Genomic DNA, 23,130 nt, shown 5'->3' on the forward strand with positions numbered 1-23,130 from the left:
TAAAAAAAGGTCGCAACCAAAAAACGGTTGCGACCTTTACATTGCATTAATTACTTTGTCTTGCTTGCAGCTAAAATCTTGTACTTGAACTCGCCAGCTTCTGTTTCAACAGTAACTGTATCACCCTTTTTGTGTCCAAGGATTGCCTTACCAACTGGAGACTCGTTTGAAATCTTACCCTTAAGGCTGTTAGCCTCTGTAGAACCAACGATTTTGTATTCTGTCTCCTCATCAAATTCAAGGTCAAGAAGTGTAACTGTCCAACCGATGTTAATATTCTTTGTATCGTGCTCGTCTGTAACGACCTCAGCATTCTTAAGGATTTTCTCGATTTCTTCGATACGTGCTTCGATATCACGCTGCTCATCCTTAGCTGCATCGTACTCAGCGTTCTCTGAAAGGTCACCCTGCTCTCTGGCTTCCTTAATCTTCTGAGAAACTTCTTTACGTCTGTTTACCTTTAAATCTTCTAATTCGTCCTCTAATATCTTAAGTCCTTCAGCTGTAAGTAAATTCTTTTTAGCTTCCATGTTTTGGTTCCTTTCCCCTTCGGATTTATTTTTGAATGATTCCGTTTAGAATCAGTATATATCAATAGCTTAGTGAATTATAAGCCACACAGATTTTGATGTCAAGAACAAGCATATTCTTTCATAAAATCTTCAAAAAGTTGCTCTAACTCATCATAAGATTCCACATCATTTATTCTGCCGCGAAGCTTGCTGGCACCCTTATATCCTGCAGTGTACCAGGCAGCATGCTTGCGCATTTCTCTTATTCCAAGGTAGTCACCCTTGAATTCGATTTGGAGTTTTGCGTGGCGAAGCATGGTCTTGACCATCTCCTCCATAGGTGGCTTTCCAATCATTTCTCCAGTTTCAAAATAATGAAGAATCTGGTGGAATATCCAAGGATTACCCTGGGCGCCACGGCCTATCATGAAGCCGTCGCAGCCTGTCTGCTCCGACATAGCGATAACATCCTTTGCATCAAGAATGTCGCCGTTTCCAATAACAGGTATTGATACTGCAGCCTTTACATCTGCTATGATGCTCCAATCTGCCTTGCCTGAATAGTACTGTTCTCTGGTACGACCGTGAACTGCTACTGCAGCTGCGCCAGATTCTTGTGCTACATGAGCCATCTCAACTGCATTGATATGCTCGTCGTCAAAGCCCTTGCGGATTTTTACAGTGACCGGCTTATCTATCGCCTTTACCATGCCCTCGATTATCTTTCCAGCCAACACTGGATTTTTCATAAGAGCTGAGCCATCACCATTATTAACTACCTTTGGCACTGGGCAGCCCATATTGATATCTAAAATATCAAAGTTGCGATGCTCGATTCTAGCTGCCATGGCTGCCATGATTTCTGGGTCAGAGCCAAACAGCTGAAGGCTAACTGGACGTTCCCTTTCATCTACTGTAAGAAGGCTTTCGGTATTTTTGTTGTTGTAATAAATACCCTTGGCGCTGACCATTTCCATGCAGCAAAGTGCAGCACCCTGTTCCTTACATAAAAGACGAAATGGCAGGTCAGTTACGCCTGCCATTGGTGCCAAAATCAAATTGTTTTCTAATTCTACGTTTCCGATTTTTAACTTATTTATCATTATCTCTTTTGCTTATCGTAAATAAATTTCATACCATAGAGAGTAAGGTTTGGATTGTAAATATCGATGCACTTTGTCTCGCTTGAAATAAGGTTTCCAAGTCCGCCTGTAGCAACAACCTTTACGTTCTCGTAGCCACTCTCCTCTATCATGTGTTTAACAATGTATTCTGTCTGACCAATCTGTCCGTAAACAAGACCAGCCTGCATAGAAGAAATTGTTTCCTTAGCAAGAATCTTTTCAGGCTTCTTGATTTCGATTTCAGGAAGCTTAGCAGCATCTTCCCAAAGGGCACGTGCGCTGATTCTGATACCTGGTGCTGTAACACCTGAAACAAATGCGCCGTTTGCATCTACTAAATCGTATGTAGTAGCTGTACCAAAATCAAGTACAAGTACAGGACCACCGTAAAGCTCGTAAGCACCTGCTGCATCTACGATTCTGTCTGCACCAATCTGCTTTGGATTTTCTGTTGCAATTCTGATTCCTGTTTTGATACCAGCCTCAACGATGATAGGCTGAATATCGAAGTATTTGATGATTGAGCTTGTAAGTGAGTGCATTACATTTGGCACTACTGAAGCGATAATTACATCATCTATTTTGTTTGCATCCAAATCGTTTGAACGAAGAATCTCCTTGAATACGATTCCAAATTCATCTGATGTTCTGTTGATTTTGGTGGTGACACGGAAATTACCGCGAAGCTCCTGTCCTTCAAACACACCCATTGTTATATTTGTATTTCCAACATCAATTGTAAGAAGCATTATATGCCCTCCCCTAAGAATACTACTTTATAATATGTTTCTAGTGCTTCGAAAAGCTCTCTGCGTTCACGCTGGATTCTCTTTACTTCCAGAACTGAACCGATTTCATCATACATGAAATCATTATCGTTGTGGTCTACATCGATTCTAAGGGAGCCGTCCTCCTCATAGACTATCTGGATTGTACCACTGACCTGTTCTGTGTACATAACGCACAATATTTTTAATTCATCCTTAATCATAGGAGGGAGTCCCTCAAATTCAGGATTTAAATAAAACTTTTTGGTGTAGCAGCTTGCGCCACAAAGTACTTTCTCTTCCATTTATACATACCCGTAAATACCGCGAACTGAGACTTCGCCGGTTCTTATTATTTGTTCTTTTTTATCCACTTCCACTATCAGTTCTCCTTTGGCGGTGATGCCTTTGGCGATAGCTTCGTATGAATTTTCCTGAGCTTCTATTCTAACACGTTCTCCAAAGTTCGCAAGGTTTCTTTCGTATTCTTCTTTTAAACCTGACATGTCCTGAGTTTTTATAAAGATGTTGTAATACCTTTTAAAGCTCTCCCAAATAGCCTTTGTAAGCTCTGCTCTGTGGCCGGTTTCACCGATACGATTTTCTTTTATCAACTCCAGGTCCACAGATGTTGCTTTATACGCAATCTCCTCGTCAAAGTTTTTGTTGTGAACATTGACACCGATGCCAACAACCACAAACCAAACGGCTCCGTCCTTCATTTCCATTTCGGTGAGGATTCCGCATATCTTTTTGCCATCTAAAACTATGTCGTTAGGCCATTTGATTTTGCCCTCTAAGCCGTACTGCCTGCTTAAGGCATCACGCACTGCCATGGCTGCTACCACTGTGATGGTAGGGACTGCTTCTAAAGATATCTCCTGAGGCGTAAGCAACATTGATGTGGCAATAGAATCGTGTTTTGGCGATTCCCATTTGCGTCCTATTCTGCCCTTGCCTGCTGTCTGTGTTCCAGCTGATATTACAAGGCCTTGCTTTTCGCCTGAGTGTGCTCTTTCTTTTATTCTGTCGTTGGTGGAATCCACCGAATCATAATACTCAAAATTAATATTATCTAACATCGCCTAATGTTGCGTACATAACTGCCTTGATAGAGTGCATTCTGTTTTCTGCCTCGTCAAAGACGATTGAACGCTCGCTTTCAAAAATTTCGTCTGTAACTTCCATACAGTCGATTCCAAACTTCTCATGAATCTGAACACCGATTGTTGTATTTAAATCATGGAACGCTGGAAGGCAGTGCATAAATTTAGCACCTGGCTTCGCATAAGAGAATGCCTTAGCGTTAACCTGATATGGGCTAAGCTCCTTGATTCGCTCTTCCCATACTGCATCTGGCTCGCCCATTGATACCCACACATCAGTGTAGATAACATCTGCATCCTTACATCCTGCTGCAACATCATCAGTCAACGTCACGCTTGCCCCGGTTTGTTTAGCAATATCCTGACACTTTTCTACAAGCCAGCTTTCAGGGAAATACTTTTCGCTGGTGCATGCTACGAAATCCAGGCCAAGCTTAGCGCAGGTAACCATAAGGGAATTGCCCATGTTATATCTGGCATCGCCCATGTATACGAACTTGAGTCCCTCAAGCTTTCCAAAATGCTCCTTGATAGTCATCATATCTGCAATCATCTGTGTAGGATGAGATTCATTTGTAAGACCATTCCATACTGGCACCCCAGCGTATTTTGCAAGAGCCTCCACCTTGTCCTGTTCAAAGCCGCGGTATTCGATTCCATCATACATACGGCCCAAAACTCTTGCTGTATCAGCGATGGATTCCTTCTTACCTATCTGCGAGCCTGATGGGTCAAGATATGTAACGTGTGCGCCCATATCATGAGCAGCCACTTCAAAAGAACAACGGGTACGTGTAGATGTTTTCTCGAAAATCAAGGCAATGTTCTTGCCTGCCAAATAACTAGCCTGAGACTTTCCACTCTTCTTCTCCTTTTTAAGGCGAATGGATAAATCAATGAGACCATTAATTTCCTCTGGTGTAAAATCTAACATCTTTAAAAAGTGCTTTCCTTTTAAATCCATAACGTACCCTCCTAAACAAAAATTTATTTAAGTATAAAACAAAAGAGTCTTTAGGAAAACCCCTAAAGACTCTAAAAAACATCATTTTTAATTAATAGAATACGTGGTTACCGATGATAAGTCCTTCTTTAGAACCTGCACGTCTAAAGTGTGTTAAACCGCCTGTTGGGTCGCTACCTGCGATAGCTTCCTGTGCTGCCTGTACGCAAGATGCCTTTGGTCCCTTTGCAAGAACTGAAGACATACGTGATGTTGCGAACTGACCTCTTGCGAAAATAACACCACTAACAGAATTAGCATACGCGCCACTACGAACTCTGTTCATAACTACAGCACCTACTGCTACCTGTCCTTCGTATGGCTCGTTACCAGCTTCAATCTGTATGATTGCTGCGATAAGAGATACGTCTGTTGCTGAATCAATAACAGCCTGATTTGCTGCAGCGGCAGCGGCTGCCTGTTCCTTAGCCTTACGTGCTGCTTCTTCTGCAGCGGCCTTAGCCTCAGCTTCCTCTTCTAATGTGATAGCTTCGCCTGTTACCATATCAACGTTAACATAATCAGACTTAACATAGCCTGTTGTGTCACCGCTTGTAACAGCTACCCAGCCATCAATTGCTTCTGCATCTGAATTAACAGAAAGCTTTGTTCCCTGTGGAACAACCTTGAGGATCTTAGAATCCTCTGATGCTTCGCTACGAATGCGAAGACCTGCTACATCTGTTGTAGCGTATGTGTTGCATACATCCATTGCAAGCTCGTAAGCTTCAATACCTGTAACACAATAATCAGCTGATACGAAACCGTGTGCATTACCTGATTCTACTTCGTACCAACCATCAAATACATCAACTAGTGTTGCGACATCGCCCTTGCGAAGCTTAGCAATAGCTTCGGAAGATTCGTTAGCTTCTGAACGAATATAGAGATAATCTTCTACATTAGCCATAGCCTTGTCTGCCCACTCATCATATTCATTATCTAAATCTGGCTCTACCTGATCTGTAGTAGCCGCAACTACTGTAACATCTGCTGATGCATAAACTAAGCTTGAATCTCCTGCTGTAAGGTCCATAGATGATACTGCTGCGAAAACACCGGCTGTTCTAGCTGGAGTAACATCTACATTTGTCTTTGTAACTTCCTGTGGTGCATTAACGTATGCGCCTGTAAATAAAAGCATCAATGATAAAGCAAGAGCTCCGCCCTGCATATTACGCTTGTTTAAGATTTTTTTGTTCTTAGCATAAATAGCAGTTAAGGTTTCGTTGAATTTACTCATAAGCCTCCGTCACTTTTTACAAAAGTTTTTTATTTATTACAACTTTGTTACGAAGGCTACTATAACATTCTTACATTTTTTTGTCAAATCAGGCTGTCAATGCAGTCCCACAGTTCCTGATATTTGATAGGTTTTTGCAGGCAATGCTTGGCTCCCATAAGCTTATATTTGAGCAAATCTGCCTTTGGTCTGCCTGAACAAACAATGATGTTTGCCTTGCTATCTAAGGACAGTATTTTTTCTATTAACCATTCGCCACCAATACCCCCCTTCATCAGGATATCGGTAATGACTATATCAGGGTGCATTTCCTCATAAATCATGTAGGCATCATAGCAATCCCCTGCCTGCAATATTTCGACGCCATCTTCCGCTTTAAGTAATCTTTCAAGCGTTTTAAGGGCAAATATTTCGTCATCTACTATTAGTACTTTCATCTTCAGTCCCTCATCCCCGTTTGTGTTTCGTATATCTTGATTTTATCATGGCTTTAGCCTATTCGCACTATTTATTTGACTTTTATTTTCATATAGGTATCATAAAATTGGTTAAAAAGTATTGATGAAAGAGGTAAATCTTCTTATGAAAAAAATAGTTATGACTGGCGGCGGTACTGCCGGTCACGTTACACCTAATCTTGCCCTTGTTCCTCTTCTTAAGGAAAAGGGATACGAGATTTTTTACATCGGCTCCTACACTGGCATCGAGAAAAAGCTGGTGGAAGATGCAGGCATTACCTATTATGGTATCTCATCTGGTAAGCTTCGCCGCTACCATGATTGGAAGAATTTCACTGATCCATTTAGAGTAATCAAGGGATTTTCTGAGGCTAATCAGTTACTTAAGCACATCCAGCCTGATGTTGTATTTTCTAAGGGAGGATTCGTTTCAGTTCCTGTTGTTATGGCTGCTGCAAGACAGCACATTCCTGCAATCATCCACGAGTCTGATATGACTCCAGGACTTGCCAACAAGCTTGCTATTCCTTTCGCATCAAAGGTGTGCTGCAACTTCCCTGAGACTATGCAATATCTTCCTGATGGCAAGGCAGTACACACAGGCTCTCCTATTAGAAAGGAGCTTTTCTCTGGAAACCGCGAGGCAGGTCTTGCATTTACAGGATTTTCTGCTGACAAGCCTGTAATCCTTATTATGGGCGGAAGCATTGGTTCTAGATTTATTAATAATGCTGTTTGGTCATCACTTGATACTTTACTTGAAAAATTCCAGATTGTTCATTTGGTTGGTAAGGGAAATATCAACAATGATTTAGTTGGTCGCACTGGTTATCAACAATATGAATTCATCAGTGAACAGCTTAATGATATTTTTGCAATGACTGACCTTATGATTAGCCGTGCTGGTGCAAATTCTATCAGCGAAATTTTGGCTCTTAAGATTCCTAACATCTTAATTCCACTTTCAGCTGCTGCAAGCCGAGGCGACCAAATCCTCAACGCAGAAAGCTACAAGAAGCAGGGATTTTCAACTGTACTTCAGGAAGAGGAGCTTACTGGGGAATTGCTTGTTAGCTCTGTAGAAGATGTATATGCACGCCGCGATGAGATTAAAGAAAAAATGGCATCCAGCAAGTTACTGGACGCCAATAATACTATTCTTAATCTTATTTTAGAAGCTTAACTTCTTTACAACCTCAGCAGTTTCAGCGTCGCTGAAGCTCTGATGCTCCCATTCTTTGATGGCGCCGTCGCCAGCAAATCTTGGAATAACATGTACATGAAGATGGTGAACTGTCTGTCCGGCAGCTTCACCATTATTTTGTATGATGTTAATTCCGTCGCAGCCTAATTCCTTCATCATTTTGTTTCCAATCTTCTTGGCAAGTGGAAGTGCCTTTGCAAGCACATCGTCATCTGCCTCTAAAAGATTAGCAAAATGATTCTTTGGTAAGATAAGAGCATGTCCCTTTGTTGCTGGGGATGCATCTAAAATAACCTTAAATTCATCATCCTCGTAGATTGAGTTTGTAGGAATATCTCCATTTGCTAACTTGCAAAAAATGCAATTATTGTCCTTCATTTCATTATCCTCCTATTGATTAGCTAAAAGTAAATATTTCATCAAGCATTCTAAGGGTTCTGAAATTGCCTTTGGCAGTCATATCTCCTACCGAAAATGCTCGCTGGAAAGTCTCACGTCCTGCAACAATGTTGTCCATAATGTTGGAATTCAGCTTCATGTAAACATCGATGTTATCTTCCTTGCCGTAATGGCAGTCCATCTGCTCGCCAGATACGTTGATGAAAAGAGGTAACTCCTTTCCATCTATCATAAACAGGTACTTGGCAGTAAATTCAGGATTTCCCCTAAAATGTACCTTGAAATCATTAATATATTCGCCGCCGCTATCTTCCTTTTTCTCACCCATCATAGTTCTAAACATGCTGGTAAGATCGGCAATATCTGCCTTCTGAGTCTGAACATATTCATCGTCAGATACGAACTTAGAAAGCTGCTCTGATTCCTGTGGAGAAAGCTCCAGCTGAGTAGTACGCAAGATGCTTCTTGTGACAGCCTGATTGCTGGTAGGCAAGCCCTTTGTATGCTGAGAAATGGTGCGATACAAGGTCTCCACTTTCTTTTCGATGATGTGGGCATACTCTGTGTTTTCGCGGAATTCCTTAACATCCTCTACATAGCCGCAAAAGCCTGAGCATGGCAATCCACCCAGGATTTCCCAAGCATTTTCCAGTGTTACCATGGCCTCGCGCTCACCGTAGGTGGTGGACATGACCACTGGCTGCATATAGGTGGTGGCAAGTGCAGTCTTGTCCGCATATAGCCAGCACGCATCCAAGAATTGATTCATGTATCCGCCTATGCCAAGCCACTCAACTGTGGTGGCAAGGATGATTCCATCAGCATCCTTAAGTGTCTGTGGAAGCATAGATATGGTGTTCTTCTGCTCGTAGATGTTGTAAAGCTTAACCTCTACCTGAAGCTCTGTCAGCACCTGCTCCATTTTGTTAATTACGTATAGTGTTGGGTCCTCTAATAGACCACGCCCTCCATAGTAAATGTTTACCTTCATTTATTGCCCCTCTTCATCCTGTTTGTTACTTAAAAGTATAGATTTTTTCCTGTTTTGAATCAAGGTCTCAATTCCATAACATAGGAATGTAAGGATGAGCCCTGCAAGCAAACCTCCTAGATGGCCTACATTATCTGTGCCTGCTGTGGCAAAGCCAAAATATAAAGTCAAAGCCGCCATGAATAACATTCTCTTAGCACTAATCCCACTGTAGGAACCTCTATTACAAAGCACCACTATTATCATTCCGCCTACTATTCCAAAGATTGCCCCGGAAGCACCGGCAACAATATCATTTTTGTTCATAAGACACAGATAAAAGAATGATAAAAATGAGCCAGCTAATCCTGAACCTAAATAGATTCCAAGGTAGCGCACTGGTCCTACTGCCCTTTCAAAAATCTGCCCTAATAAAAACAGTAGCAGCATGTTGTTAGCCAAATGCTGTATCCCAAAATGCATGAAGGTGGCTGTAAAAAGCCTATACCACTGTCCCTCATATAAAATAAGATACGGATTCATGGCGCCATTATTTAGCATAAAGGCGCTATCCTCCGTATCTCCTAAAAATTCCATCACAAGAAAGACAATTATATTAATTGCCACCAAAATAAAAGTGATTGGTCCGTTCTTTGGATTTAAATATTCGTTAGTTTCCTGTTTCAAACTTATGCAAGCATTTCCTGTGGCATTCTATGCAAAAGATTGCTCATGGCCACCTTATGCTCTTCCTCCATCTCTGTAAGTGGAAGTCTTAGGCTTCCTACATTAAATCCTAACATATTCATAGTGGATTTAACAGGGATTGGATTTACTTCACAGAAAAGTGCATCAACTAATTCAAGGTAATCAAGCTGAAGCTGTCTTGCCTTTTTCTCGTTGCCGTTAAGGTATTCCATAACCATATCGTGAGTGCCCTGAGGTGCTACGTTTGAAAGCACCGATATAACACCAACTCCGCCAAGAGAAAGTATTGGCACAATCTGATCATCGTTACCTGAATAGATATCCAGGCAGCCTCTGCAAAGGCTGGCAAGCTTTGTTATCTGTGAAATGTTGCCGCTGGCTTCTTTGATACCTACGATATTTTTGAACTCAAGTGCAAGCTTTAAGGCTGTTTCTGGAAGGATGTTACAGCCTGTGCGGCTTGGCACATTGTACATGATGATTGGGAGGTCGACAGCCTTTGCAATTGTAGAATAATGCTGGTACAAGCCCTCCTGTGTAGCCTTGTTATAGAAAGGTGTAACGATAAGAAATCCATCTACACCAAGCTTTTCAATCTTCTTTGAAAAATCGATTACAAGCTTTGTTGAGTTTCCGCCGCTGCCTGCGATAACTGGGATGCGATGGTTAACTCTTTTTACTGTAAAGTCGATGACAGAAAGCTTTTCTTCCTCGCTCATTGTGGCATTCTCACCTGTAGTGCCGCACACAACGATAGCGTCTGTGTGTCCTTCAATCTGTCTATCAATAAGAATTCCTAGCATGTCATAATTTACGGTCTCGTCTTCATTGAATGGAGTGATTAATGCTACTCCTGCGCCCTTAAATAATGTCATTGCCGTCCTCCTTTACAATATCCGCGATAAGCTCGCGCTCGTCCATGTGGTGCTTAACACCCTTAATTTCCTGATAATCCTCGTGGCCCTTACCTGCAAGCACCACAATATCCCCTTCCTTTGCATTTACAAGGCAATAGCGGATTGCTTCCTTGCGGTCAGGGATAGTTACATATTCGCCATCGGCTTTCTTTACGCCGATTAAGATGTCGTTAATGATGTCCATTGGCTCTTCGTTACGTGGGTTGTCTGATGTGACAACTGTAAGATCAGCTAATCTAGAGCTTACCTCACCCATCTCGTAACGACGGCTCTTTGCACGGTTACCACCGCAGCCAAAGAGGCAAACCAATCTGCCTGGCTCGTAAGCCTTAAGTGTTGTAAGAAGGCTCTCAAGCGCCATGGCATTATGTGCATAGTCAATCATAACTGTGAACTTCTTTGAAACTGGTACAAGCTCGATACGGCCCTTTACATGAACATCCTTAAGAGCTGCCTTGATTTTATCCTCTGCAACATCAAACTGCTTGCAGATAGCAACTGCTGTAAGTGAATTGTAAACAGAGAATGTACCTGGCACATTTACCTCAACATCCATGTTTTCCTTGCCAGCGATGTGGTACTTAACTCCAAGTGCGCCGTGCTCCTTAAGAAGCTCTACGTTTTCAGCAACAAGGTCGTTGTCCTTGCCGTAACCGTATTTGATAACATCGCAGGTATGTCCTTCAAGGATGCCATCGATGTGCTCGCTGTCTCCGTTGAAGATACCTACCTTACACTGCTGGAAGAGAAGGCTCTTGCAGTGCATATAATCTGCGAAATCCTTGTGTTCGTTCTCACCGATGTGATCTGGCTCAAGGTTAGTAAATACGCCAATATCAAAAGTGAAGCCTGAAACTCTGTGAAGCATAAGTGCCTGTGAGCTAACCTCCATAACAACAGCATCAAGGCCAGCATCTACCATCTGTCTGAAAAGCTCCTGAACACGATAAGATTCAGGTGTTGTGTTAACAGCTGGAATACGCTCCTCGCCTACGATAGACTCTATTGTTCCGATAAGGCCAGTCTTGATACCAGCCTTTTCAAGGATTGACTTAACCATGTATGTGGTAGTTGTCTTTCCCTTTGTACCTGTGATACCGATGGTCTTAAGCTCCTTTGCTGGATGACCAAAGTAAGCAGCTGAAAGAATAGCCAGTGCCTGGCGGCTGTTTGCAACCTTGATGTATGTGACGCCATCTACTGGCTCTACGTCCTTTTCTATGATGATTGCAGTAGCGCCCTTTTCGATTACATCAGGGATAAAATCATGTGCATCCCTAACTGTACCCGAGATACACACAAACACACTATCCTTCTCTACCTTTCTAGAGTCATACACAAGTGTGGAGATTTCTTTATCAAGCTCTCCTGCATATAATTCATAATCTAATTCTTCTAATAAATCTCTTAACTTCATAATTATCCTTTCCAAAGGCTTCCCCCTTCTAGGGGGAAGCTGTCAGCGCAGCTGACTGATGAGGGTCATACCTAGCGCCCTCTATACATCAATCTCTCCCATAAACACCTCCGTAGCCGGCCCCGTCATAAACACATGATTACTCTCACGGTCATACTCAATAGTAAGATCACCACCACGAAGATGCACCAGCACCTTATCCTCAGTCTTTCCATTTAGGATACAAGCCATCACACATGCGCAAGTGCCTGTTCCGCATGCCCATGTCTCGGCGCTACCGCGCTCCCAAACTCGCATATTTGCTTCTGTTCTGCTAATAATCTGAACAAATTCTGTATTGGTACGCTTTGGAAATCTTTCATGGTTCTCAAAAAGCGGACCGTAGGTCTCAAGTGGGAAGCTTGCTGTATCATCTACAAACACAACTGCATGTGGGTTGCCCATAGAAACACAAGTCATGTTCCAGGTCTTGCCGCCTACTTCGATTGGCTCATCAATAACCTTATCTCCCTTGGCAACTACTGGAATCTGTGAAGGCTCAAGGATTGGCTCTCCCATATCTACACGAACCTGCTCAACCTTACCATCCTTAGGAAAAAGAATCAGTGTAAGGATGCCAGCGCCTGTCTCCACTGTGATTTCAGTCTTGTCTGTGAGATGGTGGTCATACACGTATTTGGCAACGCAGCGGATACCATTTCCGCACATCTCTGCCTCTGAGCCATCTGCATTATATATGTGCATTCTGAAATCCGCCTTATCAGATGGGCCTATGGTGATGAGGCCATCTGAGCCGATTCCAAAATGTCTGTCACTTACTTTAATAGAAACTTCTGCTGGGTTTTCAACCTTCTCTTCAAAAAGGTTTACATATACATAGTCATTACCACAGCCATGCATTTTAGTAAATCTCATAGGATGTCCTTTCGAATCATTTACGTAGTTCCCTCAATCTTAATTTTAGTATACTCCGCACTTTTTGTTTTACATAGTCATATTTGTGCGCAAAATATTGCAAATAGTGCTCCTGGTGATATAATTCTACTTAGGAGGATGCCATGGAATCTTATTCTAAAAAAGGATATTTATACGACAATTTCAAGATTTTCCACCTGATAGATACTAATCTAGGGGAAATTGATTTTCACTATCATGATTTCCACAAGGTGCTTATTCACCTGTCAGGGAATACTTCATATTCAATAGAGGGGCAAACCTTTGATTTGCAGGCTGATGATATTGTATTTGTAAATGCAGGGGAAGTGCACCGTCCTATTTTCCATGATGATTCCCCTTATGAGCGTATCATCATCTATATTTCCAAGGATTTTCTGGCTGAGTATAGTCAAGCTGACAATGGTTTATCCTATTGCTTTAGAAATGCCATGGAAAATGGTTCCCATGTTTTGCGTCTTCATTCTTTTAAGAATTCCAGGGTGGCTGCCACGGTAGCCAAGCTTACTGCAAACCTAGGTATAGATGCCTATGCTAACGAACTATTGATGCAGGTGCTTTTCCTAGAATTTATGGTAGAGCTTAATCGTGCTGCCATCAGCGACGAGATTAAATACATATCTACAAATTATGCCGATTCAAAGGTAAGCGAAATCATTCATTATATTAATGAACATTTAAAAGAAGATTTATCTGTGGATGCTATTGCGGGAAAGTTCTATCTCTCTCGCTATTATCTCATGCACACCTTCAAGGATGAGACTGGCTACACTATAGGCAACTACATCACCATCAAGCGCCTGGCCCTAGCTCAGTCATTAATCGATGCTGGCAAGCCAATCGCTGATGCTGCAGAGCAATCTGGCTTTGGTACCTATTCCACTTTCCTTCGTGCATACAAAAAGACCTATGGCACCAGCCCTAAAAAGAAGGCGGCGTCACAGGCCTCACTATCATTTTAATTTATATAGTCTGATGCTGAACAAACTCCTTGAAAAATGGAAGAGCAAAACATAATCTTCCATAGGCTCCATCTGACTTAAGAATCCCAGAGTTTTCCAACGTACTTTGATATGATGAAAAATTATTTGAATCCATCTGGATGCTCTCTCTTACTGTCTTAACAGATACATTATCCTCAAAACCTGAAATTGCTTCTGTTACCTTTTGTTCTGCAGGGGATAATTCTTCCCATATCTTCTCATAAGAACTTTCTTCAAGGCTGGTCTTATACTCAAAAAGAATTTTATCATCAACTGCTTTCTTTTTTGATTCAAATAAATAATAGCCTAGTATCTGAAATCCATATGAATATCCATCAGTTAGCTTCGCCATCTCAAACGATTCTGCCTCACCTATTCCAAAAATCTCTTCATATTGCTTTGCCATTCGCCTCATATTTAACGCACTGAGTGATACCTTAGGGGCTCTCTTTAAAAATGTTTGTGAGCGATTATTCTGCAAGGCTCTAACATTCTTATATAAGCCTGTCATTAATACAAACACAGGTAATTTTTCACGTAAGCAATGCTGATAATAATTTGTAAACTCCCTTACATTCTGTGAATTAATCACTTCATCTATTGTTATTAATACTTTGATATCATGCTTTGCCAATGTTTTTAGCATAGAATCTATATCAAGCTGTATATCTGAATATTTTTCATCTTTATCAAGTGAGATAGATACTCCTTTTATCGAGACATCGAATTTAACCTTTGGAAATTTCCTTTGTGTTTTCTTATATAAATTTGCCGCAAGCGAATTTAACATATCTGTCTCTACATTTAGATCGATATGAAGCCATTTTTTATCTTCTGCAAGTCTATGCGAAACAGCTGTCATCAGTACAGTTTTTCCTGATCCTCTTGCACCAAGTAACAAATACATATGTGTAGACGGTATTTCCGAATTAAATGTATTTATTATTTTGTTCTGTTCTTCTGTTCTAGGAATGTATAAATTTGGTTCTGTTCCAAAATCTAAGCTAAAGGGATTATTCATAGCTGACCTCCTTATATTACAACTTATTACATGTTTATAATCATCTTACAACTTATTACAGGTTTTATTTTATATTACAACTTATTACAAGTTATTACAACTTATTACTGTTTTGAAGTTCCTATTACTGTTTATTACTATTTTAATATTTTAATTATTATCCATACAAAAAAGACCTGTGCCCTCATCCCTTGTAAAAGGCTGAGTCACAGGCCTCGCTGTCGTTTTAATATATAGATTTGTTTACAGCCAGGTATTCATCATACTGCTGCAGCTTGCTAATGGTTGGATTTAGAAGAAATACGTAAATTATCCTGTTGTTTTCTTTATCCATTAGAGCATATTCGTATTTTTTATAGCACACTCCATCTGTGTTATCGTATCTTTCATCCTGCTCGCCACTAAACACCACATAAGCAGGATATTGATAGGTGCTTGCATCATAGGTAGCATAGCATTGGTCTTCATCCTTGAACCTAGCCTCTTCTGCCTTGTAATCTTCAGCTGAATATTTCGCTTCTAGGAAAACGTATCCAAAATCATCATCTCTTCTATAATCAAAAGAACCATCTATAAGCTTGCTTGTGTCATCAGGAAATAATATTAATCCACCTATTGGAAGGGCATTATCTAATTCTTCTATATCATAAGCACTTAATCCATGGGTCGCACTATGGCCTTCATACTTTGGCTGCATGTATATGTTATAGCAGGTAGTATTCTCGTCCCATATGTTAAAATAGAAAGAGTTATCACCGGATAAACTTTCATCATAATCGTTAGGGAGATACTCGCTTGGAATCTTTTTTAAATTTTTTTCTGAATTTTTATAAGCGGTATAAATATAGGCAATGCTATCATCTCCTAAGTCCAAAGCATATTCATAAGCATTATCGTGATGGTCTATTGCAATATATGCAGGATATTTGAATCTATCTGAATCATCATATCGTAAGCTCTGCTTTCTACCATCATAATCAGAATATGTTTTTTCTACAGATTTAAGTCTCTCAATTTCAGCCTGGTAATCCTCATCACTATACTGACACTTAAGATACACTTCATATGTTGGGTCGTCCCAGGTATCCTGAAATGAATTATAAAATACAGGCTTGCTCTCCTGCTCAAATGCGCTTTCCGGCACCTTCTTTGGGAAAGTCAAAAACTCAGTTCTGGCTTTTCCATATTCACGAGTCGTGTTTTCCTTCATTGTCTGCTCATACTTTTCTATACCCTTTGTAACCTTAGGAGGACCTCCAAAGAAGATTACTAATATTAATATATAAATGGCTGCAATTACAGTAATCGCCCCTACTACAAGCCCAGCCAATATTCCTATAGCTATCTTAAAACCTTTTTTCTCTAACATGTCTTTCTCCTGCCTCTATTCACAAAAAAATACAAAATACACTATCAAGGCAACAAATGCTCCTATCGGTATCATCGCACCTATCATCATTCCAATGAGGTAATATTTTCTTCTTTGCAATGATGCTATAAATTTGTGCCCTTTGCTTTTCTGTTCTAGTTCATTTATTTCGATTTCCTGTTCCAGTTGTTTTAGCTTACCTTTACAGTGGTTACAAGATTCAAGATGGTTTTCTACCATGAGCTTCACCGAATCAGTTAACACCTCATCCCTGTATGATGGCAGCAAATCTTCTATTATTTCGCATGATATTTTTTCCATCAAAATACTCCATTCATCAAGATGTAATTTATTATCACTATAAGTACTATCACAAAAACAAGGTACCCCAGCACTCCTAAGAGTATTTTAAGAAGTGAAGGGATTTTAAATCTCCTCTTCCTCTTTTCTGGCTTTGGCAGCTGCATATCTGCCGTCATGGCTTCATAGATATCCCTACAATCCTGGCAGGTTTTGATATGCTCTTCTATGAATTTTTTCGATGCTGCGCTTGCTTTTCCATCGATATAAACTGGAAGAAGATCTGCTACTAAATCGCATTCAATATTACTCATATTCGCACATCTCCTTTCCTATTTTTGCCTTTCCACGATAGAAGGTTACTCTTGCCCAGTTTTCCGTCTTGCCCTTTAGCTCTCCAATTTCTTTGAAGGAAAGCTCACCGCGTAGTCTATAGAGCATCACATCCTTCGTAGCGCTATCCAGCTTTTCGATTGCTGCATACAAAGCCTTGTTTGTTTCATTTTTGATGTACATCTCTTCAACCAGTTCTCCAGTGGATATCTCCATGGCTTCTTCCATTGGAATCTGCTTGAATTTATTATTCTTTTCCAAGTATTGCCAGAAGGTATATTTTGCTATCTGGCACAGCCAGGTGGAGACCTTGGCATCTCCCCTGAAATCATCACTTCGTCTGATTGCACGAAGGAAAGTCTCCTGAGTTAGGTCCTCGGCCAAGTCCCTATCTCCGTTAGTAAGTGTCAGAAGAAAGCCCAGCACAAGCTGATAGTATTCTTCGCACATATTCTTGATGTTCAAGCTTTCTTCTCCCTTTTTATTTGCTTTCAATACATTAGTCCGATTATGTAGAATTTCGTTACAAACTTTTTTATTTTCTTTTAAAAGATTATCATATCATCTGCCTGTAACATAGTAATTTCAGGTCAAAATTCAACAATTTTAATGACTTGAGAATTCAGGAATGATATTATATTTTTATATTATTTATAGGGAGGAAAAATCATGAGTAATTTTTCAGTTGCAGATGAAATCAAGAAATACAAAGATTTGTTAGACCAGGGTGTTATTACCCAGGAAGAATTCGAGCAGAAGAAATCAGAGCTTTTAAGATCTCAGCCAGCCACTTCTGGCAGCACTCCAAGCATGTCAGCTCAGACTACTGGCATCGTAGCTTATCTTACTTGGATTGGCTTCATAATCGCTATTCTTATAGGTGACAGAGAACATGCAATGTTCCATATCAATCAGGCACTTGTTATTAATCTTTTCTTCTTCCTTGGATGGATTCCTGTTCTTGGATGGATTTGGTCAATCATTATGGTTGTACTTTGGATTATTGCTTTAGTTGGTGCATGCAACGGTGAAGAACGTCCAGTTCCTATTCTTGGTGGAATTAAAATTTTAAGCTAAATACCATAAAAAAAGAGTCGACGGTTCAATTCGTCGACTCTTACTATTCTTACCATACGTAGCTTGCTATGTATTCAGTTTTCTCTGGGGTTGCAATACCAGGGTCGGCTATCTTGAATGTAACCTTCTTACCCTCTTCTCGACACTGGTTTTCAAAATGATAAAGAGCAATTCCAAGGTCTACCTTCTGTAAATCATAAGTTCCATTGTCGTAGCCCTTATCCTTCTTCTCGTAGAAATGAACTCCATTATCAGTAACAACTACTCTCCATGGCTGCTTGTTTACAGCTGATGGCGCAAGGCGAACTGCTTCGAGAGCTGTCTTAATTCCAAGTTCATCCGCCTTAGCTTCTGTAAGTGGTGTTTCAAAGCTGTTTGCAAAAAATAATTCTGAAAAATCATATCTGCTATCAGCCTTTACGCCCTTTCGCATAAGGACTTCCTTCATGCCCATTTTACTAGCAACATATCCTATAGGACTCATGCATGGCATGATTTCATCTTCCTTAAGATTAGAAGCTTTTTCAAACTTATCTCTTGGCATGGTGCCACCAATCCAAACTGTTCCAAGATTCTTGCTTACTGCATACATCAATAGCTCTTCAAAGCTGTAGCCGTATGCAACATCTGAGTTTGTTCCCTTCTTCACCTTGGCTGCGATGTATTCCTTTTCACCATAGAGAACCGGGCTAGAAAGACCATGTTCATCCTTATTTAAGAATACGAATTCAACAGGGATATTGTAAGGATTTACAATGCTTCCTGCGTATTCCTTCAAATCATCTATTACTTCATTACTTACACCTTTGCCGTCAAAGGTTCTTACACTTCGTCTGTTTTTTACGTCATCAATAAACATATTTAGGTCCTCCCGTAGTACATAGGTTTCGCACTATTCGATAGCGTGCAATATTATTTTACATGTTATCCTATTTTCATCATTAATTCAATCCCACTACGGATATTTTAATATTATCTTTCGATTTTTACGTAAACCACGTAAGCTAAGCTTGTTTATTTATATTAATATGTTAACATTGAAACCAATAATCACATAGGAGGTTCAAAATGAATATTCGAAGAGCTAGTGGAAAAGATATCGACAGCTTAATTAAGCTATTACAGGAAGTGTTGGAAATACATGCCAATATCAGGCCTGATATTTTTATTTCAGGGACTACCAAATATACACGAAGTGATCTGCTTGAGAAGCTTGCTAACGATGAAGAGCCAATCTACGTGGCCGTAGATGAAAATGATGAAGTAATGGGTTACGCATTTTGCGCCCTTAAGCAGCAGCCTTTCTCTACCAACATGGTTCCTTTCAAATCATTATACATTGATGATTTGTGTGTAGACAGCAAATGCCGCGGTCAGCACATCGGCGAGCAGCTTTTCGAATATGTTAAAGCTGAAGCAAAGCGCCTAGGCTGCTACGAAATCACTCTTGCTGTTTGGGCTGGAAATGATGGGGCCGAAAGATTCTATGATAGAATCGGTTTCAAAACTAAAGAACGTATTATGGAATACATCTTATAAAAAACAGATGGCTCAAACTGGGCCATCTGTTTTTGTGTATTGTTAGAATGAAAGGACTCCACTCCACAATGCTTTTTCATCAAGGATATCCTTAGCTTTATCTGTCTCTAATTGCTGTCCCTTGATTTCATCCATGTATTCATTGTAATCGCATACATATAGCGTAATTTCTGAAACATCATGTCCTTCAACTGGGAGCATATCCATATTATTTACTGCAGACATATGTTTTCCATCCTTATCCAAAGCAACAACTATATAATCAGCATTAGGATCATCATAATCTAGCTCTAATTCAAATGGTGTTTTGCTGACGGTAATCTTGTTAAGTCCTGAAACTCCTTCAACATCAATTGCTCTTGTTGTGGTATTTTGTCTATCCACATTTACTTCAAAGTTAAAATGCCAAGGTCCATCAATCCACCAATTCTCATATTCGTTTTTCCAGCCCAGTGCATCTCGCTCGTCTACAGTCAGCTCTGAAGCGGCTGGATTATTAATATCTGTCACAATAGAATTTAGGTCGAAGTCTACAGTAAATGAGTCTGGTAAATCATAATGAGAAACTGGTGTGTCCGCATCTGTACTATACTCATTAGACTCTAAAACATCTTTTGAATAGTAATTAAGCACGTATGATAAATCAACCTTAACCACACCCTGGAAGGTATTATCATCAATAAATTCACCATTCAGGTACTCTAAAGAATTGTTATTCAAACTACTATCTTCTGTTTCAAAACTATATTTTAGCTTAGAATCGAAGAGATAGAACATATACATATCTTTATTATCCAAATCAGGATACATCTGGCTGATAGGGAACGACTCTTTACTTTCCACTATCATACTGATGTACATAGCCTTTTCGTCGCAGTAAATATCTTGAAGAGTAACTGTGTTGCCATCTACTGTTTGTGTGAGCGCTACTGCCTCGTTCAATGAGTCTGATGCTATAGGCTTTGCGTATTTTTCATAATCTCCGCCAAACCCGAGCTTGTGACCCAAGCTAGAAAATACATTTCCTACAACAGGAACCTCCTCAGCAAAAGTAGGATTTGTAATGCATACTCCTGAGAAAACTACCACACCAAGTGCTGCAGCTGTTGCTATGATTGTTTTTATTAGTCTGAAACTTCTTTTTTTCATTGTCCTCTCCTCTTCCTCATAAATCTGAGTAAAGGCAAGGTCTACTTTCTCCTGAACTATTGTAGGAATCTCAGCATCAGATATTATCAATTTCTTTTTATCCATTTTACTGTCTTCCTTTCTACTCAACTATCTCGTAATATCTGGCCAATCGCTCTCGGCCACGTTTCAATCTTGTTTTGACGGTATTTGTTGGAATATCTAGCACCCTAGAAATTTCATCCAAGGAATATCCCTGCCAATAAAACATAATTATGGTTACTCTGTATTTTTCCTCAAGCTTGCCTAAAGCCTCTTTGAGTTCTAAATTACAGTTATCCTCATAGGTAGGTTCTTCCCATTCGTTTAACTCAACCTGAGCCTGTTTCTTTCTGATGATGTCATAACAATTATTCATGAGAATCTTTGTAAGCCAGGTCTTAAAATACTTGTTAAACTTAAGTGTATCGATTTTCTCCCAACAATTAAGGATAGTCTCTTGGATGGCATCTGCCACATCCTCATCATTCATAAGAATTGCCAGTGCCACCTTGTACATATCCTGCATGTGTCTGTTAATCAGTTCAGTAAAAGCATCCTTATCACGCCTCTTCGCTCTTACTATAAGTTCATTTATGTCTCGTTTCTGCATTTGATGCAGCCTCCTGTTGTGCACACAGTATTAAGAATAATCAAAGCGTCCTTCAATTGTTCTTACATACATTAGACGTGTAGGAAATGAAAAAGTTTCACATATTTTAAAATTTATTACTTTTTTAGTTAAGCTCTTTATTTAATTCTTCAATCTCATCAATGATTCCACCGATATAATCGATTGTATCTAATAACGCTGCGTCTGTGGTTACGTCAACACCTGCCATCTTGGCAAACTCTACTGGAGCTACGGTACCGCCTGCTGCAAGGGTCTTCTTCCAATCATCGACAGCTGGCTGGCCCTCCTTACGGATTCGCTTCATCACCTGGGTGGCGATTGTAAGGCTGGCGCTGTAACTGTAAGAATAAAGTCCCATGTAGTAATGTGGCTGGCGCATCCATGTTAGCTCGCAGCCTTCTGTAAGCTCTACCTCGTCGCCCCAGAATTTCTTAAGGACGTTCTTGTAGATTTCATTCAAGGTCTCTGCTGGCACAGCCTCACCCTTATCTACAAGCTTGTAAACCTCACGCTGGTAAGCAGCCTCTAGCAGGTGTGTTACGAAATTGTGGTAGTAGGTGTTTGAGATCTGGGATGCAAGCACCCATCTTCTAAATCGCTTGTCATCCCCGCTCTTTTCCTTTAGGTACTCTGCCATGAGAAGCTCGTTGATTGTTGATGGAGCCTCCACCACGTAGTTTGACACCTCTGCATCAAGAGCACTCTGTGTCTGGTTACAGGTGTAGAAGTGTCCTGCATGGCCAAGCTCATGGGCAAGTGTGAATACATCGCTCATTCTCTCGTTCCATGAAAGCAGGATGTAAGAGCCTTTCTGATATGGGCTGGCGCAGAAGCCACCTGTTGACTTTCCAATGTTTTGGGCGAAGTCAATCCATCTTTCGTCGTAGGCTGTCTCAAGCATCTTCACATATTCTGGGCCCATGATTTTAAGGCCATCAAGAATGTACTTCTTTGACTCATCGATTGTAACGTGTGGGTCGTAATCTGGGTCGAGAGTGATTTTCAAATCTGCGTAAGTCATCTTATCAAGACCGTGTGCCTCTTTAAGAAGACGTGCGTACTTTCTCATGTGAGGGGCAAGCTTCTCCATGATGACATCGATTTGTCTATCGTACATTTCACGTGTAACCTTTTGCTGGAACAGAAGCATATCGATTACACTATCGTATTTACGAAGGGCAGCGATAATCTTTTCCGTGCGAACGTGAGCGCCGTAGACTGTAGCTGTTGTGTACATGTAATCTCTAAGCTTGCTTGAGAATGCGCTGAAGGCTGCGCGTCTAACATCAGTGTCGCGCTCGTATTCATAGTTGTCCTCAAAAAGGCTGTAGCCTAAAGGATGCTTTTCGCCCTTTGCTTCAAAATCAGGGAAGCTCATGTCTGCAAGCTTGCTGGTTTCGTAGATGTTGTATGGCGCCTCGATAGTCTCTCGCATAGAAGCCATGGCCTTTTCTGTCTCTGGCGACAAGCGGTGTGGCTTTTCTCTTTCAATATCTTTCAAGTGGCACTTGCCTACTGTTGCTGTCTTAATAGCTTCTTCGATTAGCTCAACTGGCGCATCTGCAAGCTCACTATCGATGAAGGAAAGGGCGCTGTCAGCCTTTGCAAATTCTGAAAGGACGATTGACTGCTCCTTCTGAGCCTCAGCATCTGTGTAATCTACGGAAACGTTAAGGCTCACGTAGTTGTAAAGCAGATCAATCTGACGTACCCATTCGTTGTATTTTTCCATGCAAGCGTTGATAGTTGCGGCATCTGTAAGCTTGCCCTTGTATGTTTTTTCAATTTCTTCTGTAAGGTTTTTGAATTCCTCTAACGCCTTTTTCAAATCTTCCTTTGTTTTAAAGATTCTTGATGTATCCCACTTTAGATTCTCTGGGATTTCGCTTCTTTTCTTAAGTGTCTCTGCCATTGTTCTTCTCCCT

The 23,130-nt window shown here is 40.6% G+C and carries 27 protein-coding genes; 4 read left to right on the top strand and 23 right to left on the bottom strand.

Translation table 11 applies throughout. The features are described 5' to 3' along the window. Positions 1-50: 50 nt before the first annotated feature. From greA to G611_RS0103260, 8 genes are all read right to left on the bottom strand, one after another. Positions 51-530: a transcription elongation factor GreA gene (greA, locus tag G611_RS0103225; RefSeq protein WP_028242401.1), complete on the bottom strand. Its 480-nt coding sequence runs from the start codon at positions 528-530 to the stop codon at positions 51-53. 101 nt (positions 531-631) lie between these two features. Further along, complete coding sequence (gene dusB, locus G611_RS0103230; protein ID WP_028242402.1) at positions 632-1,615, bottom strand: tRNA dihydrouridine synthase DusB; 984 nt, start codon at positions 1,613-1,615, stop codon at positions 632-634. Next, the gene (locus G611_RS0103235) at positions 1,615-2,385 is read right to left on the bottom strand and encodes a type III pantothenate kinase (protein WP_028242403.1); all 771 of its coding nucleotides are present in this window, start codon (positions 2,383-2,385) and stop codon (positions 1,615-1,617) included. The genes dusB and G611_RS0103235 overlap by 1 nt, the downstream gene beginning before the upstream one ends. Next, positions 2,385-2,708, bottom strand: a complete 324-nt coding sequence (locus tag G611_RS15690; RefSeq protein ID WP_028242404.1) for a DUF6145 family protein — start codon at positions 2,706-2,708, stop codon at positions 2,385-2,387. The genes G611_RS0103235 and G611_RS15690 overlap by 1 nt, the downstream gene beginning before the upstream one ends. Continuing rightward, complete coding sequence (locus tag G611_RS13710; RefSeq protein WP_051195029.1) at positions 2,709-3,485, bottom strand: biotin--[acetyl-CoA-carboxylase] ligase; 777 nt, start codon at positions 3,483-3,485, stop codon at positions 2,709-2,711. Next, the gene (gene argF / locus G611_RS0103250) at positions 3,475-4,473 is read right to left on the bottom strand and encodes an ornithine carbamoyltransferase (protein WP_028242405.1); all 999 of its coding nucleotides are present in this window, start codon (positions 4,471-4,473) and stop codon (positions 3,475-3,477) included. The genes G611_RS13710 and argF overlap by 11 nt, the downstream gene beginning before the upstream one ends. Before the next feature lie 91 nt (positions 4,474-4,564). Beyond that, complete coding sequence (locus G611_RS13715) at positions 4,565-5,755, bottom strand: cell wall hydrolase (protein ID WP_051195030.1); 1,191 nt, start codon at positions 5,753-5,755, stop codon at positions 4,565-4,567. An 83-nt stretch (positions 5,756-5,838) separates the two neighbouring features. Continuing rightward, a complete protein-coding gene (locus tag G611_RS0103260) occupies positions 5,839-6,192 on the bottom strand; it encodes a response regulator transcription factor (protein ID WP_028242406.1) in 354 nt (117 codons plus the stop codon). Between the two features lie 145 nt (positions 6,193-6,337). On the opposite strand from G611_RS0103260, the gene G611_RS0103265 reads away from it, so the two are divergent. Continuing rightward, on the top strand, positions 6,338-7,396 hold the full coding sequence (locus tag G611_RS0103265; protein WP_028242407.1) for an undecaprenyldiphospho-muramoylpentapeptide beta-N-acetylglucosaminyltransferase: 1,059 nt from the start codon (positions 6,338-6,340) through the stop codon (positions 7,394-7,396). On the opposite strand, the gene G611_RS0103270 is transcribed toward G611_RS0103265, so the two are convergent. The 6 genes from G611_RS0103270 to dapF all read right to left on the bottom strand — a co-directional run bounded on the left by G611_RS0103270 (position 7,385) and on the right by dapF (position 12,743). Next, entirely contained in the window at positions 7,385-7,795 is a 411-nt protein-coding gene (locus tag G611_RS0103270) for an HIT family protein (protein ID WP_028242408.1), read from the bottom strand. The two genes, G611_RS0103265 and G611_RS0103270, sit on opposite strands and share 12 nt — an antisense overlap. A gap of 19 nt (positions 7,796-7,814) precedes the next feature. Next, positions 7,815-8,807 (bottom strand): SCP2 sterol-binding domain-containing protein, encoded by a 993-nt coding sequence (locus G611_RS0103275; RefSeq protein ID WP_028242409.1) that lies wholly within the window; start codon positions 8,805-8,807, stop codon positions 7,815-7,817. After that, positions 8,808-9,347: a rhomboid family intramembrane serine protease gene (locus G611_RS13720; protein WP_242824249.1), complete on the bottom strand. Its 540-nt coding sequence runs from the start codon at positions 9,345-9,347 to the stop codon at positions 8,808-8,810. It abuts the gene before it with no gap. Positions 9,348-9,475: 128 nt separating this feature from the next. Then, positions 9,476-10,369: a 4-hydroxy-tetrahydrodipicolinate synthase gene (gene dapA, locus G611_RS0103285; RefSeq protein ID WP_028242410.1), complete on the bottom strand. Its 894-nt coding sequence runs from the start codon at positions 10,367-10,369 to the stop codon at positions 9,476-9,478. Next, on the bottom strand, positions 10,356-11,828 hold the full coding sequence (locus tag G611_RS0103290) for a UDP-N-acetylmuramoyl-L-alanyl-D-glutamate--2,6-diaminopimelate ligase (RefSeq protein ID WP_028242411.1): 1,473 nt from the start codon (positions 11,826-11,828) through the stop codon (positions 10,356-10,358). Before G611_RS0103290 ends, dapA begins: the two co-directional genes overlap by 14 nt. Positions 11,829-11,909: 81 nt before the next feature. After that, positions 11,910-12,743, bottom strand: coding sequence for a diaminopimelate epimerase (gene dapF, locus G611_RS0103295; RefSeq protein ID WP_028242412.1), 834 nt, complete (start codon positions 12,741-12,743; stop codon positions 11,910-11,912). A 143-nt stretch (positions 12,744-12,886) separates the two neighbouring features. Between dapF and G611_RS0103300 the strand changes: the two genes are divergently transcribed. Then, a complete protein-coding gene (locus G611_RS0103300) occupies positions 12,887-13,744 on the top strand; it encodes an AraC family transcriptional regulator (protein ID WP_028242413.1) in 858 nt (285 codons plus the stop codon). Position 13,745: 1 nt separating this feature from the next. Here the strand turns inward: G611_RS0103300 and G611_RS0103305 are convergent, their stop codons facing one another. From G611_RS0103305 to G611_RS0103325, 5 genes are all read right to left on the bottom strand, one after another. Further along, entirely contained in the window at positions 13,746-14,786 is a 1,041-nt protein-coding gene (locus G611_RS0103305) for an ATP-binding protein (RefSeq protein ID WP_028242414.1), read from the bottom strand. 226 nt (positions 14,787-15,012) lie between these two features. Further along, a complete protein-coding gene (locus G611_RS0103310) occupies positions 15,013-16,155 on the bottom strand; it encodes a hypothetical protein (RefSeq protein ID WP_028242415.1) in 1,143 nt (380 codons plus the stop codon). A gap of 15 nt (positions 16,156-16,170) precedes the next feature. Continuing rightward, positions 16,171-16,476 carry a zf-HC2 domain-containing protein gene (locus tag G611_RS0103315; RefSeq protein ID WP_036947892.1) on the bottom strand — a complete coding sequence of 102 codons (306 nt, stop codon included), beginning with the start codon at positions 16,474-16,476 and terminating at the stop codon, positions 16,171-16,173. Next, a complete protein-coding gene (locus G611_RS15120; protein ID WP_051195031.1) occupies positions 16,476-16,769 on the bottom strand; it encodes a zf-HC2 domain-containing protein in 294 nt (97 codons plus the stop codon). The genes G611_RS0103315 and G611_RS15120 overlap by 1 nt, the downstream gene beginning before the upstream one ends. Beyond that, complete coding sequence (locus tag G611_RS0103325; protein ID WP_028242417.1) at positions 16,762-17,253, bottom strand: RNA polymerase sigma factor; 492 nt, start codon at positions 17,251-17,253, stop codon at positions 16,762-16,764. The genes G611_RS15120 and G611_RS0103325 overlap by 8 nt, the downstream gene beginning before the upstream one ends. A gap of 204 nt (positions 17,254-17,457) precedes the next feature. On the opposite strand from G611_RS0103325, the gene G611_RS16035 reads away from it, so the two are divergent. After that, positions 17,458-17,865 (top strand): SHOCT domain-containing protein, encoded by a 408-nt coding sequence (locus G611_RS16035; protein WP_330362016.1) that lies wholly within the window; start codon positions 17,458-17,460, stop codon positions 17,863-17,865. 49 nt (positions 17,866-17,914) lie between these two features. Here G611_RS16035 and G611_RS0103335 read toward each other — a convergent pair whose 3' ends face one another. Beyond that, positions 17,915-18,724: a nitroreductase family protein gene (locus G611_RS0103335; protein ID WP_028242419.1), complete on the bottom strand. Its 810-nt coding sequence runs from the start codon at positions 18,722-18,724 to the stop codon at positions 17,915-17,917. Positions 18,725-18,933: 209 nt separating this feature from the next. On the opposite strand from G611_RS0103335, the gene G611_RS0103340 reads away from it, so the two are divergent. Next, entirely contained in the window at positions 18,934-19,404 is a 471-nt protein-coding gene (locus G611_RS0103340; RefSeq protein ID WP_028242420.1) for a GNAT family N-acetyltransferase, read from the top strand. A gap of 42 nt (positions 19,405-19,446) precedes the next feature. Here the strand turns inward: G611_RS0103340 and G611_RS0103345 are convergent, their stop codons facing one another. From G611_RS0103345 to pepF, 3 genes are all read right to left on the bottom strand, one after another. Further along, positions 19,447-20,658, bottom strand: coding sequence for a DUF4179 domain-containing protein (locus G611_RS0103345; RefSeq protein ID WP_028242421.1), 1,212 nt, complete (start codon positions 20,656-20,658; stop codon positions 19,447-19,449). 16 nt (positions 20,659-20,674) lie between these two features. Beyond that, positions 20,675-21,184 carry an RNA polymerase sigma factor gene (locus G611_RS0103350; protein ID WP_051195032.1) on the bottom strand — a complete coding sequence of 170 codons (510 nt, stop codon included), beginning with the start codon at positions 21,182-21,184 and terminating at the stop codon, positions 20,675-20,677. A gap of 124 nt (positions 21,185-21,308) precedes the next feature. After that, a complete protein-coding gene (gene pepF / locus G611_RS0103355; RefSeq protein WP_028242423.1) occupies positions 21,309-23,117 on the bottom strand; it encodes an oligoendopeptidase F in 1,809 nt (602 codons plus the stop codon). Between the last annotated feature and the right edge of the window lie 13 nt (positions 23,118-23,130).

The organism is Pseudobutyrivibrio ruminis AD2017 (genome assembly GCF_000424305.1).
Lineage (GTDB): Bacteria > Bacillota > Clostridia > Lachnospirales > Lachnospiraceae > Pseudobutyrivibrio > Pseudobutyrivibrio ruminis_B.

What these genes read in the sequence shown, in the direction of transcription:
- G611_RS0103300 (WP_028242413.1), top strand. Translation starts at nt 12,887, where the DNA reads ATGGAATCTTATTCTAAAAAAGGATATTTATACGACAATTTCAAGATT.
- G611_RS0103350 (WP_051195032.1), bottom strand. Translation starts at nt 21,184, where the DNA reads ATGCAGAAACGAGACATAAATGAACTTATAGTAAGAGCGAAGAGGCGT.
- G611_RS0103265 (WP_028242407.1), top strand. Translation starts at nt 6,338, where the DNA reads ATGAAAAAAATAGTTATGACTGGCGGCGGTACTGCCGGTCACGTTACA.
- G611_RS0103335 (WP_028242419.1), bottom strand. Translation starts at nt 18,724, where the DNA reads ATGTTTATTGATGACGTAAAAAACAGACGAAGTGTAAGAACCTTTGAC.
- G611_RS13720 (WP_242824249.1), bottom strand. Translation starts at nt 9,347, where the DNA reads ATGCTAAATAATGGCGCCATGAATCCGTATCTTATTTTATATGAGGGA.
- G611_RS15120 (WP_051195031.1), bottom strand. Translation starts at nt 16,769, where the DNA reads ATGAGTAATATTGAATGCGATTTAGTAGCAGATCTTCTTCCAGTTTAT.
- G611_RS16035 (WP_330362016.1), top strand. Translation starts at nt 17,458, where the DNA reads ATGAGTAATTTTTCAGTTGCAGATGAAATCAAGAAATACAAAGATTTG.
- greA (WP_028242401.1), bottom strand. Translation starts at nt 530, where the DNA reads ATGGAAGCTAAAAAGAATTTACTTACAGCTGAAGGACTTAAGATATTA.
- G611_RS0103345 (WP_028242421.1), bottom strand. Translation starts at nt 20,658, where the DNA reads ATGGATAAAAAGAAATTGATAATATCTGATGCTGAGATTCCTACAATA.
- dapA (WP_028242410.1), bottom strand. Translation starts at nt 10,369, where the DNA reads ATGACATTATTTAAGGGCGCAGGAGTAGCATTAATCACTCCATTCAAT.
- G611_RS13710 (WP_051195029.1), bottom strand. Translation starts at nt 3,485, where the DNA reads ATGTTAGATAATATTAATTTTGAGTATTATGATTCGGTGGATTCCACC.
- G611_RS15690 (WP_028242404.1), bottom strand. Translation starts at nt 2,708, where the DNA reads ATGGAAGAGAAAGTACTTTGTGGCGCAAGCTGCTACACCAAAAAGTTT.
- G611_RS0103275 (WP_028242409.1), bottom strand. Translation starts at nt 8,807, where the DNA reads ATGAAGGTAAACATTTACTATGGAGGGCGTGGTCTATTAGAGGACCCA.
- pepF (WP_028242423.1), bottom strand. Translation starts at nt 23,117, where the DNA reads ATGGCAGAGACACTTAAGAAAAGAAGCGAAATCCCAGAGAATCTAAAG.
- G611_RS13715 (WP_051195030.1), bottom strand. Translation starts at nt 5,755, where the DNA reads ATGAGTAAATTCAACGAAACCTTAACTGCTATTTATGCTAAGAACAAA.
- dapF (WP_028242412.1), bottom strand. Translation starts at nt 12,743, where the DNA reads ATGAGATTTACTAAAATGCATGGCTGTGGTAATGACTATGTATATGTA.
- dusB (WP_028242402.1), bottom strand. Translation starts at nt 1,615, where the DNA reads ATGATAAATAAGTTAAAAATCGGAAACGTAGAATTAGAAAACAATTTG.
- G611_RS0103290 (WP_028242411.1), bottom strand. Translation starts at nt 11,828, where the DNA reads ATGAAGTTAAGAGATTTATTAGAAGAATTAGATTATGAATTATATGCA.
- G611_RS0103340 (WP_028242420.1), top strand. Translation starts at nt 18,934, where the DNA reads ATGAATATTCGAAGAGCTAGTGGAAAAGATATCGACAGCTTAATTAAG.
- G611_RS0103260 (WP_028242406.1), bottom strand. Translation starts at nt 6,192, where the DNA reads ATGAAAGTACTAATAGTAGATGACGAAATATTTGCCCTTAAAACGCTT.
- G611_RS0103315 (WP_036947892.1), bottom strand. Translation starts at nt 16,476, where the DNA reads ATGGAAAAAATATCATGCGAAATAATAGAAGATTTGCTGCCATCATAC.
- G611_RS0103235 (WP_028242403.1), bottom strand. Translation starts at nt 2,385, where the DNA reads ATGCTTCTTACAATTGATGTTGGAAATACAAATATAACAATGGGTGTG.
- G611_RS0103310 (WP_028242415.1), bottom strand. Translation starts at nt 16,155, where the DNA reads ATGTTAGAGAAAAAAGGTTTTAAGATAGCTATAGGAATATTGGCTGGG.
- argF (WP_028242405.1), bottom strand. Translation starts at nt 4,473, where the DNA reads ATGGATTTAAAAGGAAAGCACTTTTTAAAGATGTTAGATTTTACACCA.
- G611_RS0103305 (WP_028242414.1), bottom strand. Translation starts at nt 14,786, where the DNA reads ATGAATAATCCCTTTAGCTTAGATTTTGGAACAGAACCAAATTTATAC.
- G611_RS0103270 (WP_028242408.1), bottom strand. Translation starts at nt 7,795, where the DNA reads ATGAAGGACAATAATTGCATTTTTTGCAAGTTAGCAAATGGAGATATT.